Origin of the sequence: Microbispora siamensis (assembly GCF_016863095.1) — a bacterium.
Taxonomy (GTDB): domain Bacteria; phylum Actinomycetota; class Actinomycetes; order Streptosporangiales; family Streptosporangiaceae; genus Microbispora; species Microbispora siamensis.
In genome coordinates this window covers 39,049-53,787 of sequence record NZ_BOOF01000023.1, presented here as the reverse complement: position 1 = coordinate 53,787, position 14,739 = coordinate 39,049, and the positions used below count along the sequence as shown (strand labels likewise).

The 14,739-nt window shown below is 70.5% G+C and carries 17 protein-coding genes; 5 read left to right on the top strand and 12 right to left on the bottom strand.

What is annotated here, in order from left to right; all coding sequences use genetic code 11:
- Positions 1-177 precede the first annotated feature (177 nt).
- From Msi02_RS19805 to abmR, 6 genes are all read right to left on the bottom strand, one after another.
- Entirely contained in the window at positions 178-939 is a 762-nt protein-coding gene (locus tag Msi02_RS19805; RefSeq protein WP_079315659.1) for an isoprenyl transferase, read from the bottom strand.
- A 222-nt stretch (positions 940-1,161) separates the two neighbouring features.
- Complete coding sequence (locus Msi02_RS19800; RefSeq protein ID WP_204049720.1) at positions 1,162-1,491, bottom strand: SCO6045 C-terminal-like domain-containing protein; 330 nt, start codon at positions 1,489-1,491, stop codon at positions 1,162-1,164.
- Entirely contained in the window at positions 1,484-2,395 is a 912-nt protein-coding gene (locus Msi02_RS19795) for an MbnB/TglH/ChrH family RiPP precursor modification enzyme (RefSeq protein WP_239108543.1), read from the bottom strand. The genes Msi02_RS19800 and Msi02_RS19795 overlap by 8 nt, the downstream gene beginning before the upstream one ends.
- Positions 2,388-3,386, bottom strand: a complete 999-nt coding sequence (locus tag Msi02_RS19790; protein ID WP_204049719.1) for a TIGR04222 domain-containing membrane protein — start codon at positions 3,384-3,386, stop codon at positions 2,388-2,390. The genes Msi02_RS19795 and Msi02_RS19790 overlap by 8 nt, the downstream gene beginning before the upstream one ends.
- A 139-nt stretch (positions 3,387-3,525) precedes the next feature.
- Complete coding sequence (locus Msi02_RS19785; protein ID WP_373308284.1) at positions 3,526-5,322, bottom strand: phosphoenolpyruvate carboxykinase (GTP); 1,797 nt, start codon at positions 5,320-5,322, stop codon at positions 3,526-3,528.
- Positions 5,323-5,602: 280 nt separating this feature from the next.
- Positions 5,603-6,121, bottom strand: a complete 519-nt coding sequence (gene abmR / locus Msi02_RS19780; RefSeq protein WP_204049718.1) for an ATP-binding transcription factor AbmR — start codon at positions 6,119-6,121, stop codon at positions 5,603-5,605.
- A 121-nt stretch (positions 6,122-6,242) separates the two neighbouring features.
- Here abmR and Msi02_RS19775 point away from each other — a divergent pair, with 121 nt between their 5' ends.
- Positions 6,243-6,875 (top strand): acyl-CoA-like ligand-binding transcription factor, encoded by a 633-nt coding sequence (locus Msi02_RS19775; RefSeq protein WP_204049717.1) that lies wholly within the window; start codon positions 6,243-6,245, stop codon positions 6,873-6,875.
- On the opposite strand, the gene Msi02_RS19770 is transcribed toward Msi02_RS19775, so the two are convergent.
- Positions 6,872-7,852 (bottom strand): NADP-dependent oxidoreductase, encoded by a 981-nt coding sequence (locus Msi02_RS19770; protein ID WP_204049716.1) that lies wholly within the window; start codon positions 7,850-7,852, stop codon positions 6,872-6,874. The two genes, Msi02_RS19775 and Msi02_RS19770, sit on opposite strands and share 4 nt — an antisense overlap.
- 88 nt (positions 7,853-7,940) lie before the next feature.
- Between Msi02_RS19770 and Msi02_RS19765 the strand changes: the two genes are divergently transcribed.
- Positions 7,941-8,537, top strand: a complete 597-nt coding sequence (locus tag Msi02_RS19765; protein WP_204049715.1) for a TetR/AcrR family transcriptional regulator — start codon at positions 7,941-7,943, stop codon at positions 8,535-8,537.
- On the opposite strand, the gene Msi02_RS19760 is transcribed toward Msi02_RS19765, so the two are convergent.
- The 3 genes from Msi02_RS19760 to Msi02_RS19750 form a co-directional block, all read right to left on the bottom strand.
- Entirely contained in the window at positions 8,506-9,762 is a 1,257-nt protein-coding gene (locus tag Msi02_RS19760; protein WP_239108542.1) for a C40 family peptidase, read from the bottom strand. The genes Msi02_RS19765 and Msi02_RS19760 overlap by 32 nt on opposite strands.
- Positions 9,763-9,928: 166 nt before the next feature.
- Positions 9,929-10,429, bottom strand: coding sequence for a transcription elongation factor GreA (greA, locus tag Msi02_RS19755; protein ID WP_079315666.1), 501 nt, complete (start codon positions 10,427-10,429; stop codon positions 9,929-9,931).
- A 75-nt stretch (positions 10,430-10,504) separates the two neighbouring features.
- Positions 10,505-10,930 (bottom strand): DUF4307 domain-containing protein, encoded by a 426-nt coding sequence (locus Msi02_RS19750; RefSeq protein WP_079315711.1) that lies wholly within the window; start codon positions 10,928-10,930, stop codon positions 10,505-10,507.
- Positions 10,931-11,081: 151 nt separating this feature from the next.
- Here Msi02_RS19750 and mca point away from each other — a divergent pair, with 151 nt between their 5' ends.
- The 3 genes from mca to Msi02_RS19735 are packed head-to-tail and all read left to right on the top strand — an operon-like array spanning position 11,082 to position 12,454.
- Entirely contained in the window at positions 11,082-11,963 is an 882-nt protein-coding gene (gene mca / locus Msi02_RS19745) for a mycothiol conjugate amidase Mca (protein ID WP_079315667.1), read from the top strand.
- 9 nt (positions 11,964-11,972) lie between these two features.
- Complete coding sequence (locus Msi02_RS19740) at positions 11,973-12,140, top strand: hypothetical protein (RefSeq protein WP_179155211.1); 168 nt, start codon at positions 11,973-11,975, stop codon at positions 12,138-12,140.
- Positions 12,137-12,454: a GNAT family N-acetyltransferase gene (locus Msi02_RS19735; protein ID WP_204049713.1), complete on the top strand. Its 318-nt coding sequence runs from the start codon at positions 12,137-12,139 to the stop codon at positions 12,452-12,454. The genes Msi02_RS19740 and Msi02_RS19735 overlap by 4 nt, the downstream gene beginning before the upstream one ends.
- A gap of 33 nt (positions 12,455-12,487) precedes the next feature.
- On the opposite strand, the gene Msi02_RS19730 is transcribed toward Msi02_RS19735, so the two are convergent.
- Both Msi02_RS19730 and Msi02_RS19725 read right to left on the bottom strand, forming a co-directional pair.
- Entirely contained in the window at positions 12,488-13,651 is a 1,164-nt protein-coding gene (locus Msi02_RS19730) for a hypothetical protein (RefSeq protein ID WP_239108541.1), read from the bottom strand.
- An 11-nt stretch (positions 13,652-13,662) separates the two neighbouring features.
- Positions 13,663-14,682, bottom strand: a complete 1,020-nt coding sequence (locus Msi02_RS19725) for a helix-turn-helix domain-containing protein (protein WP_204049712.1) — start codon at positions 14,680-14,682, stop codon at positions 13,663-13,665.
- Positions 14,683-14,739 lie beyond the last annotated feature (57 nt).

Below are 14,739 nucleotides of genomic sequence, written 5' to 3'. Positions count from 1 at the left end.
CTGCGAGGGCAGACCGGGGCTCCGGCCCTCCTCGCATGGTGGTCGCGCAAGGACGGGCCCTCTCCCGAGGTGATGGCCGCCGATCCCCTCGACGGCCGCTCAGCTACTACGTTACGTAACGAATCTCCCCAGCCCAATAGGTTTACGCAGGCTAAAAGATGCTGGTCACGTACCGTCTCAGGAGCCGTACCGACGGTGCCGTGCGGCGTACGAGCGGAGCGCCCGCAGGAAGTCGACTCTGCGGAAGTCGGGCCAGTAGGCCTCGCAGAAGTAGAACTCGGAGTGGGCGCTCTGCCAGAGCAGGAATCCGGAGAGTCGCTGCTCTCCCGAGGTCCGGATGACGAGATCCGGGTCGGGCAGGCCGCGCGTGTAGAGATGCTCCGCGATGTGCTCGACGTCGAGGACCTCGACGAGGTCCTCGATACTCGCGCCCTTGCTGGCGTGCTCCTGGAGGAGGGAGCGCACCGCATCAGCGATCTCACGCCTTCCTCCATACCCAACGGCAACGTTCACAATCAGGCCTGGACGATGCGATGTGGTTTCTTTTGCGTGTTTGAGGACACGAGCCGTGTGATCGGGCAGAAGGTCGAGCGAGCCCATGGGGTTGAGGTGCCATCCCTGGTCAACGAGATCCTGCACGAGGTTCTCGATCACCTGGAGCAACGGCTCGAGCTCGGCCTTGTCCCTGGCGAGGTTGTCGGTGGAGAGCAGCCACAGCGTCACGTACTCGACCCCGGCCTCGCGGCACCACACCAGCAGCTCGGAGATCTTGTCGGCGCCCTTCTGATGGCCCCGGCTGACGTCCCGCAGGCCCATGGCCCGCGCCCACCTGCGGTTGCCGTCCACGATGACGCCGACATGGCGGGGGATCTGGTCGGAGGACAGCTTGCGTTCGAGCCTGCGCTCGTACAGCTTGTACACGAGATCGCGCATGCTCATGCCACCTCCTCGCCTGGCGGCTCGGAGTTCCGTCGTGCCGGAGGCACGCAGGTCAGCACTTCGCGAAACGCGCTGTGTTTATTGGTTCGCTCGCTGCGCTCGCTCACTCGACCCTCTTCCTCGCGACGGTGGGGCTCGATCACCAATTATCGCGGGCGAACCGGCATGCCCTGCCCTCCTCAGGCTTTCCTGGACAGGGCCGGGGTAACCCGCCTCGCGTGGTCAGAGTCGCCCGCGTACCCGCAGCCAGGCGGCGAAGTCCCGTGCGTCCGCCCTCGACCCGCCCTCGGGCTTCACGTGTTCCGCGGCATACCCCGCGAACAGGCCGGCGAACTCGGCGCCGAGGGCCTCGGCGAGGTCGGGGGCGGCGCGGGCGACCGAGCCGCGCCGCTTGGCCAGCAGCCCACGGGCCTGGACGGCCACGCGGCCGGGGTCGAAGCCGTCCGGCACGCGTCCGCCCGCCACCAGGGCCGCCAGCAGCTCCGCCTGAGCGGCCGCCAGCGCGGCCCGCGCCTCCGCCGCGGAAACCGGGGACACAGACGGCTCAGGCACGGGACATCGCCTCTCGGATGCGCCCCAGTTCGCCCGCCAGCGCGCTGTCGCCGGGATAGGCGTCGTCCCACTCCAGCAGCACGCCGGGCGGCGTCACCCGGGCGCACAGCTCGGTCAGCAGGTCGAGCACCTCGGCGGGAGGCGACGAGGTGTGCGTGTCGTGCCACAGGCCGTCGTGCGCGTGCCCGCCCGCCACATGGACGTACGCGACGGCTTCCAGCGGCAGCGCGTCGAGTGCCCGCCTCGCGTCCAGGCCGAGGTTGACCTGGTTCGTGTAGAGGTTGGCCACGTCGACCAGCAGCTTCACGCCCGTCCGCTCGACCAGCTCGCCGAGGAACTGCGCCTCGGTCAGTTCGTCGTCCGGCCAGCCGAACAGGGCCGCCACGTTCTCGAGCGCGAGCGGCACCGGGAGCGCGTCCTGCGCCTCCCGCACGTTCTCCACGATCACCGACAGCGCTTCTCTGGTGCGCGGGACCGGCAGCAGGTGACCGGCCTCCACGGCACCGGCCCGCACGAAGGCCACGTGCTCGCTGACGAGAGGGGCGCGCAGCGCCTCGGCGCACGCCGCGAGGCGCGCCAGCCGGGCCGGATCGGGACGGTGCGCGCCGCCGACGCCCAGGCCCACGCCGTGGGGCACGACGGGCACCCCGGCGGCGCGCAGCACGGCCAGGGACTCGGGCGGCCGGGCCGGATCCACGTTCTCCGCGATCACTTCGACGAACCCGACACCGGGCAACCGCTCCACCGTGAGGTCGATCTCCGGCCGCCAGCCGATCCCGACACCGAGTCCGGCCCCCTGCCCGCCACCCGAAGCGGCACCCTGAGCGGCACCCGCGGCGTGCCTCTTGTGCTCCCGGCCACGCCTGCCGGACGGCAGCCACCTCCCGAACCGGCCCTCAGCCACCACCGCACCCGCCGCCGCAGCCACCGCCGCAACCGCTGCTTCCGCAGCCGCTCGAGTCGGAGCCGCACCCGCTCGAACCGCAGCCCGCTCCCCCGCCGCCGCCGCTGCCGCCCGTGACGGAGGGGCCTCCGCCCGAGGACCCGCCGCCGCTGTCGAAGGAGCGGCGGGCGATGGCGTCCTCCGCCGCGATCTGGCCCGCGAGGTGCGGATCGCCGAGCTCGCCCAGGCCGTACAGGGCGATCGCCGTGACCGCGGCGAGGCCCGCCGCACCGCCCACGCCGACCGCGCCTGCGGTTCCGGGCGCGAGAACGCCCCTGGGGTTCCTCTCGCGCGCCTGCCGCAGCGCCTCCTCACCCGCATGGCTCAGCGGGTCCCGCAGGGACGCGGCGTACGTGACGGACGCGATCAGGGCGTACACGTCGGAGATCGCGGCGACCGCGAACGCGGTCCAGCCCGCCGCGTCGGAGGCGAGGGTCCCGGTGAAGACGATCAGCACGAGCGTGACGGCCGCGAGGGCGAAGGCGAGCATCGCGAGGGCGCGCAGGCGCGCGTTGAGGCGGCGCGCGCCCTCCAGGAAGCCGTCGGGAAGCAGGTGGCCCTGCGCGATCAGGCGTCGCCTCAGCTCCGCCACTGCGGAGCCGTCGCCCGCGCGGCGCCTGATCTCGGCCGCGCTCGCCCCGCCGGGCCGCGTGACCAGGTCGAGCACGGCCTGCTCGACGGGGTCGGCGGAGGTCGTGGGAGCATCCGCAATGGCGGTGACCCTGCCGCCGCGGGCGACGCGCACCTGCTCGCGGACCGCAAGCGAGGCGAGCGCCGTGTTGACCACCCGGGGCGGCCCGCCCGCCAGGAAGGCCAGCTCGTAGGCGTCCAGGTCGAGCCCGGACGCTCCGAACACCGATTTGGCTCTTCGCCGCTCCCGGGGGACGGCGAGAGCGGTCGTGACGACGAGTGCCGCGATTATCGCCGCGGCGACGACGAGCACCAGTTCCACGTACGCCCTCCTCTGGGGGGAGAAGGAGGGGCCCCGAACCGGGCCGGACGGCCCGCGCCCCGTCTATCCCGTAGACGAAGCCGTCACGGGGAAAGTTCCGTCCGAGGGAGCGGGTGCGCGGGCCGTCCGTAAGCGAGGCTCAGCCGAGCCGCTGGACCAGTGCGCGGTACTCGTCCCACAGCTCCTTCGGCATGTGGTCGCCGAAGGTCTCGAAGTGGGGCGGGATCAGCGCGGCCTCCTCGCGCCACACCTCGGGGTCGACGCTGAGCAGGAGCTCCATGTCCTCGGGCGCGATGTCGAGGCCCTCGGTGTCGATGGAGGCCGGCAGGTTGCCGATCGGCGTGGGCACGGCGTCGGCCACGCCGTTCAGCCGGTCGACGATCCACTTGAGCACCCGGCTGTTCTCGCCGAAGCCCGGCCACACGAAGCGGCCGTTCGCGTCCTTGCGGAACCAGTTCACGTAGTAGATCTTGGGCAGCTTCTCCGGGTCGGTCATCTTGCCGACCTCGAGCCAGTGCGCGAAGTAGTCGCCCATGTTGTAGCCGCAGAACGGCAGCATCGCGAACGGGTCGCGGCGCAGCTCGCCGACCTTGCCCTCGGCCGCCGCGGTCTTCTCCGAGGCCACGTTGGCGCCCAGGAACACGCCGTGCTGCCAGCTCAGCGACTCGGTCACCAGCGGCACCGCGGTCGCCCTGCGGCCGCCGAACAGGATGGCCGAGATCGGCACCCCGGCGGGGTCCTGCCACTCGCGGGCGATCGTCGGGCACTGCTCGGCAGGAGTGGTGAACCGGGCGTTCGGGTGGGCGGCGGGCTCGCCGGACTCCGGCGTCCAGTCGCGGCCCTTCCAGTCCGTGAGGTGCGCGGGCGGCTCGTCGGTGAGGCCCTCCCACCAGACGTCCCCGTCGTCGGTCAGCGCGACGTTCGTGAAGATGCTGTTGCCCCACAGCGTCTCGATCGCGTTGGCGTTCGTGGACTGGCCGGTCCCCGGCGCGACTCCGAAGAAGCCGGCCTCCGGGTTGATCGCGTACAGCCGGCCGTCGGGGCCGAAGCGCATCCAGGCGATGTCGTCGCCGATCGTCTCGACCTTCCAGCCCGGGATCGTGGGCTGGAGCATGGCGAGGTTCGTCTTGCCGCACGCCGACGGGAAGGCCGCGGCGACGTACCGCGCCTCGCCCTGCGGCGGCGTGAGCTTCAGGATCAGCATGTGCTCGGCCAGCCAGCCCTCGTCGCGGGCCATCGCGCTGGCGATCCGCAGCGCGTAGCACTTCTTGCCCAGCAGCGCGTTGCCGCCGTAGCCCGAGCCGTACGACCAGATCTCACGGGTCTCCGGGAAGTGGCTGATGTACTTGGTCTGGCTGCACGGCCACGGCACGTCGGCCTGGCCGGGCTCCAGCGGCGCGCCCACGGAATGGACCGCCTTGACGAAGTCGCCGCGTTCCTCGATGAGGCGCAGCGCCGCCTCGCCCATCCTGGTCATGATCCGCATCGACACCACGACGTACGGCGAGTCGGTGATCTCGACGCCGAGCTGCGAGATGTTCCCGCCCAGGGGGCCCATGCAGAACGGCACGACGTACATCGTCCGGCCTCGCATGCAGCCCTTGAACAGCGTGGCGAACGTCCGGCGCATCTCGTCCGGCGCGATCCAGTTGTTGGTGGGCCCGGCGTCCTCTTCACGCTCGGAGCAGATGAACGTGCGGTCCTCCACGCGCGCGACGTCGCTCGGGTCCGAGGCCGCGTAGAAGCTGTTGGGACGCTTGACCAGCCGCGTGAAGGTGCCCTGCTCGACCAGAAGGTTGGTCAGGCGCGTCCATTCGGCCTCGGAGCCGTCGCACCATTCGATCCGGTCCGGCTGGGTCAGCTCCGCGATCTGGCTCACCCAGGCGGCCAGATCGCTGTGAGTGGTGGGCGTCGGTACCTCTACTGAAATGGACACGGGGGCGGCTCCTTAATCTCTCAGGGCCAGAGCATCATCAGCGACGAATGGCTTCCGAATCCAATTGGAGTAGACCACCCTGTTTCCACTCCGTTAAATCGTCGCCATTATCGACTTCACGGCCTCGGACAGCATCGGCCCAGGCAGTGGCCGTGATGTTGTGGGACCTTACCCACTCTGGCCCTGTTGAAAAAACGTCCTTCTCCCCCTTACCCGTCTGACCGGCCTTACACATTGGTATAGGCCAATTCGAATGGTCCAGACCTCTCCGGGAATTGGTTCAGTCCAATCCGCCGGGACCTTCCGCCCTGATCCGGTCCACGTGCTGAAGGGCATCGCGCAGGTCAGCGAGCCAACTGTCGGTGTGTTTGCCGACGAGCCGGACGCACCAGGCCAGCGCGTCGCTGCGGCTGCGCGCGACACCCGCGGCGACCAGGGTGTCGAGGACCTGCCGTTCCGGCTGGCGCAGTCGGGTCATGACGGGGACGGAAAGAGTGGTGAACATCACTGTCTCGTCACCGACGACGACGCCCCAGGAGACCTTGCGGCGGAAGCGGTGCTCGGCCTCCCTGGCGATGTCGATCCTGCGCTCGCGCGTCTCCTCGCGGAACCGCTCGACGTAGCCCTCCATCGCCGCCACGCGCTCCAGGTCGGGGAGCCCTTCGGCGACCGACAGCGGGGGAAGCGTGCCCAGCACGGTGATCTCCTCGCGGTCCACCACGACCTTGGGGGACTCGGCGAACCAGTTCTCCGGCAACCGGCTGGCGAACCAGGCACTCAACTGTTCTTCCGAATTCATGTAATCAACATTACATCGCAACTCGGCAATGGCCCAGTACGTTCGGCTCAGTGCGTTCGGCTCAGTGCGTCCTCCTCGCGGGGAGTATGGGCAGGGGTGGGAGGAACGGCAGAATCGGGACATGAGCTCACCACAGCGCGCCGACCGGACCCCGCACCCCTCGGATCGCGTTGTCACGAGCCTGCGCGAGCGCAAGAAGGCCAAGACCCGCAGGACCATCCAGGAGGAGGCCCTGCGGCTGTTCGCCGAGCAAGGGTACGAGGCCACGACGATCGAGCAGATCGCGGAGGCGGCGGAGGTCTCCCCCAGCACGTTCTTCCGCTACTTCCCCACGAAGGAGGACGTGGTCGCCCGGGGCGACTACGACCAGATCATCTTGGAGATGATCAAGGCTCAGCCGCCGGACCTGCCCCCGCTGACCGCGCTGCGCACCGCCTTCCGTACGGCCTTCGCGTCGATGCGGGCCGAGGAGCTGGACAAGGTGCTCGCCCGGGCCAAGTTGTCCGCGTCCGTGCCCGCCCTGCGCGCGCGGACCTTGGACGGACTGTTCGACACGATCGACATGCTCGCGGGCGCGGTGGCGGAGCGGGCGGGCCGCGACCCCCGCGACCTCGCCGTACGGGCCCTCGTCGGCGCGGTCATGGGGGTCCTGCTCCCGGCCATGTTCACCTGGGTCGAGCGGGGCGGCGCCACCCCGCTGCCCGACCTGGTCGACGAGGCTCTCGGCTACCTGGAGGCCGGGCTGCCGATCTAGCCCGCCTGGTCCGGCACGACTCGCAGGACGATCTTGCCCTGAATGTGGCCGCGTTCGGCCCGTTCGTGGGCCCTCGCGGCCTCGGCGAGCGGGAAGACGGAGTCCAGGCCGACGCGCAGCCGGCCCTCCTCCAGCAGGCGTCCCAGCTCCGCCATCTGCTTTCCGTCCGAGTGGACCTGGCCCGACCGGAACGTGATGCCCAACTCGGCCGCGCGCTCCCGGTGGTACTCGCCGTGGAAGACCGGGCTGATCACGCCGCCGGGCCGCAGGACCGGCAGAAACCTGTGGGCGTCCGGCCCGCCCACGGTGTCGATGAGGACGTCCACGTCCCGCACCTCGTCCTCCGCACGGGTGGTCGTGTAGTCGACGAACTCGTCCACCCCGAGCTCACGCAGGAACGTCTCGTGCCGCCCCGAGGCGACCCCGATGACGTACGCGCCCTGCAACTTGGCGAGCTGCACCGCGAAGTGGCCGACCCCGCCGGCGGCGCCGTTGACCAGCACTCTGCGGCCCTCGCCGAGCTTGATGTGATCGAAGACGTACTGGTAGGCGGTGAGCCCGGCCATCGGCACGGCGGCCGCCTCCACGTGGCCGAGGTTCACCGGCTTGCGGGCCAGGTGGAACGCGGGCGAGGTGGTGTACTCGGCGTATCCCCTTCCCCCGCGCTCCAGAGAGGGGAAGCGCACGAGGCCGAACACCTCGTCGCCCTCCTGCCACTCGGTGATGCCGTGGCCGACGGCGGCGACCACGCCGGAGATGTCCGAGCCCGGCGTGTACGGCAGGGGAATCGTGGGCCGCAGTTCCTCCGGGATGTTGGCGAAGCCCCTGCGGGCGTACCAGTCGGGCGGGTTCATCCCCGCCGCGTGGACCTGGACGAGCACCTCGCCGATTCCCGGCTCGGGGCGGGCAACCTCCTCCACCACCAGAACTCCGGGCTCCCCGGTCCGGTGCATGCGGACGGCCTTCATCGTGGGCATCGATCCTCCTGGACGACTACGATTCGGAGCGATGCTCCGGATAATAAGCGGAGCACTGCTCCACATGTCAAGGTGCGAGGATCGACGCATGACGGGCCGACAGCAGCGCGCGGACGCGCAGCGCAACTACGAGCGCATCCTGGAGGTCGCCAGGACCGTGGTGGAGGAGCAGGGGACCCAGGCGTCGCTGCGCGACGTCGCCCGGCGCGCCGAGGTCGGCATGGGCACGCTCTACCGCCACTTCCCCACGAGAGAGGCCCTGCTGGAGGCATTGCTCCGGCAGCGGTTCGACAACCTGGCGGCCCGCGCGGAGGAGTTGGAGGGCGCGGGCGACTCCCACGAGGCGCTACGGCAGTGGCTGCGGGAGTTCCTCCGCGGCGCGAGCGCCTACCGCGGCCTGACCGCTTCGATGATGACGACGATCAGCGACGAGGACTCGCCCCTGCACGCGTCGTGCTCCGCCATGCGGGGGGCCGCAGGACGCCTGGTCAAACGAGCCCAGGACGACGGCCACATCAGGCCCGACGTCGACGGGATGGACGTGTTCGCGCTGACCAGCGCCGTCGGCTGGATCGCCGAGCAGGGCCCGGTCGTCGCCGAGCGGCGCGAGCACCTGTTCTCGCTCGTACTGGACGGCCTGGCCGCCGGTGCGGTCAGCGGACGCGGGCGGAGAGCTGCGGACTGACCCGGACGACCCCGGCGAGGTTCTTGGTGTAGACGTTCGCGATCTTCACGACGTCGCCGGTGTGCGGGGCGTGCAGCATCTTCCCGTTGCCCCAGTAGATGGCGACGTGCGAGATGTAGCCGGGGTTGGTCGGGTCGTTGCGCCAGAACAGCAGGTCGCCCGGCTGCGCCTGCGACAGCGGCACCTGCGGCCCGGTGACCCACTGCTGGTACGTCACCCGCGGCATGCGCACGCCCGCCTGCGCGTACGCCCACTGCACCAGCCCCGAGCAGTCGAAGCTGTCGGGCCCCTCGGCGCCCCACACGTACGGCCGGCCGAGCTTGCTGACGGCCGCCGTGAGCGCGACCCTGAGCTGCTCCGCGGACATGAACGCCGTCTGCGGCCACACGGTGCGTCCCTTGGGCGCCACCACCACCGGGTTGATCGTGGCGACCTGACTGCCCTTGGGCAGGATCTTCAGCAGCCTGAGGCGGAGCTTGCGGGAGTCGACCTTCGGCGCGCTCACGACCAGGGCGTTGCCGTCCGGGATGCCGAGGGCCGCCGCCGTCCCCTTCGAGACGATCGCCGCGATCGAGCCCATGCCCACCGTGGCGTACGCGCCGATGCGCAGTCGCCTGGCGCCGCTGTGGACCTGCGAGCCGAGCTGCACGCCGCCGTCGTTGCCGAGTTCGAAGGAGACCGCCATGTCGCCGGCCGCGATGTTGCGCCACAACTCGTCCGAGGAGGCCGTCACCTTCGGCGTGTACGAACGGAAGGTGGACGGGTCGACGCCCATCGTCGGCACCCGCTTGCCGTCCACGACCACGTCGGCCGCGCCGGTCACCTCGGCGGCGGTCACGCCCTTCTGCTTGCGCACCTTCTCCACCACCTCGGGGGGAAGGGGCCGGTTGGCCACCACGAACAGGTGCGGGCGGATCAGCCGCTGCAGCGGGGCCACCGGCTGCCGCGTCACCGTCTGGGCGACCGGGGCCTGGCGCCCCGGCGTCGGGGACGACACGTCGCGGGCCTGCCGGGCCGCCGCCACGTAGCCGTTGCCCGTACGCCGGTCGGACAGGGCCGTGACCACGCCCGAGTTCGCGGACTGCGACCCGAGCTCCCCGAGCACGAGCACGTCGGCCGTCAGCACGGTGACGAGCGCCACGGCGATGAGGGGAACCGTCCTGCGCAGGCGCCCCGGGCGGGGCAGACGCGGGCGATAGGCGAGATCCTGGCGAGCCTCGGACACGGCCCTCGCGAACTTCCTGCCTAAACGGGTGGACGGACGCGCTCGGCGTTCGAGCACGATCTCACCCCTCCCGCGGCGAATGGTCCGGTCCACGACGAGACTGCCGCACGGCCGGGAATACCGCAAACGAATCCGGAATTCCCGGCCGGGGCGAAAAGGGTGGAACCTAGTTGCCGATGTACGGCACGGCTTCGAGGATCTCGACGGTGTTCTGCCTGCCGTTGGGCAGCGTGTACGTCGCCTTTTCCCCGATCTTCTTGCCGTTGATCGCGGACCCGAGGGGAGAGTTCGGCGAGTAGACGTCGATCGGCGCGCCGCTCTCCTCGCGGGAGGCGAGCAGGAAGGTGACCTCCTCGTCGTCGCCGTCGAAGCGGACCGTCACGGTCATGCCGGGACCCACGACGCCCTCGGCGCGGGGAGCCTCACCGACCCTGGCGTTGTCCAGGATCTGCCGGAGGTGGAAGATGCGGGCCTCCATCTTGCCCTGCTCGTCCTTGGCGGCGTGGTAGCCACCGTTCTCCCTGAGGTCACCCTCTTCCCGGGCGGCTTCGATCTTCTTGGCGATGTCCGTGCGACCCGGGCCCGAAAGGTACTCGTACTCCTCCTTGAGGCGGTCGTACGCCTCTTGCGTCAGCCAGGTGACGTTGTCGTTCTGGGAGACGGCCACGGGCTCTCCTTGTTTCCGTAAGTGACTCGAAAGGCTGTCAAGTTAACGCCTTCGAACGCTTCCCCAAAGATTCCACTATACGAGATCGCAGTAGTCGACATGTACTGCCGTGGCCTGGGAACTCGTCCTCAGCCGCTCGGTGAACTCGAGGTCCGACCTGCCCTTGGGAATGTCGACCTCGCGGCTGCCGACCTCCAGGTGCTGGGTGTCGAGTGCCTGGATCCGGCACATCGCCGCCCGATCGGCCGGCTTGTGCACCGTGAAGGTGATGACGGCCGAGTCCGTGGCGCTCGCGTCGAAGGTGATCACGTCGGCGCTCACCGAGGGGTTCCCGTTCGCACGGAGCATGACGTAGCCCCAGCCACCCGCCATGACCGCCACGATCAGCGCGATCACGATGTACGGCACCAGCCTGGCGGGCCGCGCCGGGCGGGGCGCGAACTCGTCCGGCGTGCCGAGCACCGGGCGCGTCCCCTGGCCGCCGGCCTCATCGGTGGGCATCGCGGAATCTCCCTGAGGATTGTCGGTGTTGTGCGAGACGATCGTCCGCACAAGTCGACCGTGTCCGCGACGCGGGCCATGCCGGGTCCGGAACACACGGTCTCTTAGAAGCTAACCTCTTTTCGTAGCCATAGGACACCTGAGGAGAGACGTGAGTGCACCGTTGAGGCTGATGGCCGTGCACGCGCACCCAGACGACGAGTCGAGCAAGGGCGCCGCCACGATGGCCCGCTACGTCGCGGAGGGCGTGGAGGTGCTCGTCGTCACGTGTACGGGTGGTGAACGCGGCTCGATCCTCAACCCCAAGATGGACCGGCCCGACATCCTGGAGAACATGGGCGAGGTGCGCCGCCAGGAGATGGAGAAGGCGCGCGAGATCCTCGGCGTCCAGCAGCGGTTCCTCGGCTTCGTCGACTCCGGGCTGCCGGAGGACGAGAACGAGCCGCTGCCCGAGGGGTGCTTCGCGCTGCAGCCGCTCGAGGTGGCGTCGGCGCCGCTCGTCGCCGCCGTCCGGGAGTTCCGGCCGCACGTGATCCTCACGTACGACGACAACGGCGGCTACCCGCACCCGGACCACATCATGACCAACCGGGTGTCGGTGGAGGCGTTCGAGGCGGCGGGCGACCCCGACCGCTACCCCGGCACGGGTGAGCCGTGGCAGCCGCTGAAGCTCTACTACCACATGGGCTTCACCCGGGAGCGGTTCGAGGCGCTGCACAACGCCATGACCGAGCGCGGCATGGGCTCGCCGTACGCCGACTGGATCGCGCGGTGGGAGGACCGGCCGCAGAAGTGGGACGTGACCACCAAGGTCCCGTGCGCGGAGTACTTCGAGGTCCGCGATCTCGCCCTGCTCGCGCACGCCACCCAGGTGGACCCGGACGGGTTCTGGTTCGTCTGCCCGCGTGAGCTCCAGGAGGAGATCTGGCCGACCGAGGACTACCACCTCGCGCGGTCGCTCGTGGACACCACATTGCCGGAGGACGACCTGTTCGCGGGGATCGCCGCGGAGGTCACCCCTGCCTGCTCGTAAGCTGAAGGCGTGGATGCAACCAGCTACGGGCCGGGTCTCCTGGGCTTCCTCGTCGTCGCCGCGATCGGTTTGGCCCTGTTCTTCCTTCTGAAGAACATGAACAAGCAGATGAGGAAGATCCAGGTGCCGCACGACGAGCGCGAGGACGAACGGCGCGGGAACGGGCCCGAGGCGTGAGCGAGGACGCCCGGGTCGTCGACAACCCCGCCGCGTCGCGTTACGAGATCGTCGTCGACGGGGTGGTCGCCGGGTTCGCGCAGTACCGGCTGCGGGGCGGCTCGATGGTCTTCCCGCACACCGAGGTGCGCGACGAGTTCGAGGGCCGCGGCCTCGGCAGCAGGCTGGTGGGCGGTGCCCTCGACGGAGCACGGGCGGCCGGCCTTCGGGTCGTGCCGCTGTGCTCGTTCGTGGCCTGGTACATCCAGCGGCATCCGGAATACCGCGATCTGGTGGACGACGACTACCGGGGCCTGGTCGACACGCCCGGGTGATCCCCCTCGGTTGGGGGGCTCATTCGGGGCGGCTCAGTCGGGCAGTGCGGGGCCTGAGGACCAGGCGCGTTCCAGCGCCTTCGGCAGGCCCCACCAGCCCAGCGGGGTCAGCACCTCGGCCCGGTCCACGATGCCGAGGTGCGCCCACAGCGGTGTCACCGCGGTGAACAGCATCTCCGTCGCCTCCAGGTCCTCCGGCTCGTCCGGGTCCATGTCGACGTCCTCGGAGTCGGCGATGAACCGGGCGATCCGCTCGGGCGAGGCGAGCACCCCCGGGCCGTACCGGACCAGGGCGATCACCGACGCGAGCCAGTCGGCGTGGTGGATGGCGCACAACGAGGCCAGTATCGAGTCCTCGTGGCTGAGCTCGCCCTCCATGTCGAAGAACCGGGCGGCGTCCTCCTCGTCCGGCAGGTCGGAGATCGGCGCGGCGATCCCGGCGGCGACGGTGAGCCACAGATCCTCGTCCCGTTCGGGCAGATCGCCGTCCTCCAGCCCGGCGCAGGCGCGCAGCACGTTGCCCGGGTAGCCGGGCCGGGTCAGCGTCACGCGCAGCCGCCGGGCGGCCGAGCGGAGATCTCCCTCGGGGAAGGGCGGCTCCGGCAGGTCGTCGAGCACCCGCCGCAGCTCGCTCAGCGCGAACGCCTCCTCCTCGTCCCAGGCGGCGTACAGCTCCTGGTCCTGCTCGTCGTTGACCACGACGTTGGGCACCCGGCCGTCCGGCAGCGGGGTGCCGAGCCAGCGCTCCTGGAGCTCCTCGTAGGCGTGCCGGGCGTCGGGATCCCCGGCGGCCAGCGCGTCCGCGTCGATCTCCCCGGCCGCCAGCCGCTCCTCCAGGAACTCGACCAGCCGCTCGTACATCTCGGTGGCCACCGGGCCGCGCTCGCTCTCCTCGGGCCACAGGAAGTAGCTGCGGGTGAGCATGATCGGCTCGGTCCCGCTGGACTCCAGCCAGCGCTGCACGTCGCCCACCGTCGCCACGCCGGACTCGATGCTCATCAGCACGGCCTTGGCCGACTCCCAGAACCTGGGCGACAGCGGGTTGCCCGCCGCGAGCAACTGCCGCCGCAGGTCGGGAAGGGCGACCAGGGCCTGTCCGGACGGCACGGCCAGCAGCACCCGTGCGACGTCGCGCCGCGTCATGGCGGCCGCCGGGCGTCCCGAGTGCCTGATAGCGAAGTCCAGATCCAAGCCCACGTCCTGTGAGCCTACGCCGGGACGGGCCGGAAAACATCCCCACGGTCCCCCATGCGTTCCTCCGGACGTGACAGCCCGTCCGGGCCCGGGCGGGTCCGGGAGCGGAAGGTGCGGCGGTAGGTGTCCGGAGGCACGCCGACCGTGCGGTTGAAGTGCCGCCGCAGCGTCGTGGCGGTGCCCATGCCGGTGGCCGCCGCTATGGCGTCGATGCTGTCGTCGGTGGTCTCCAGCAACTCCTGGGCGTGGCGGATCCGCTGCGTCAGCAGCCACTGCAGCGGGGTCGTGCCGGTCACCGACCTGAAGTGGCGGCCCAGATTGCGCGAGCTCATCCGCGCCTGGCGGGCCAGGTCCTCCACGGTCAGCGGATGGTCAAGCCGTTCCATCACCCACGGGAACAGTTCGGCGAGCGGGTGGTTGTCCGGGGCGGGCACCGGGGTGGTGACGAACTGGGCCTGGCCGCCGTCCCGGTGCGGCGGCACGACCAGGCGGCGGGCGACCGTGTTGGCCATCGAGGAGCCGTGGTCGAGGCGGACGAGGTGCAGGCACAGGTCCATGGCCGCGGCCTTGCCGGCGGAGGTGAGCACGCTGCCGTTGTCCACGTACAGGACGTCCGGGTCGACTTCCACCTGGGGGAAGCGGGTGGCCAGGTCCCGGGTGTGCGCCCAGTGCGTGGTCGCGCGCTTCCCGTCCAGCAGGCCGGCGGCGGCCAGCACGAAGGCGCCCGTGCAGAGGGAGGCCACGCGTGCGCCCGCCTCGTGGGCCGCGCGCACCGCGTCGACCAGGTCGGCGGGTGGATCGACATCGACGTCGGCCCAGCCCGGGACGATCACGGTGTCGGCGCGCCGGAGCCGGTCGAGGCCGTGGTCGGGCTCCAGCAGGAACCGGCCGGCCCGCACTGCGCCGGGCCCGCAGACGACGAAGCTGTACCAGGGGTCGGCCGCGCCGGTCGGGTGGGTCCCGAAGACCTCGTACGCCAGCGACAGTTCGAAGTGCAGCATTCCGTCGGTGACGGCCAGCGCCACAGTGCTCATGTCCGGAATTGTACGGGTAATGGCGTTCCGGACACTCGTGCCGTACACCCTCTCCTC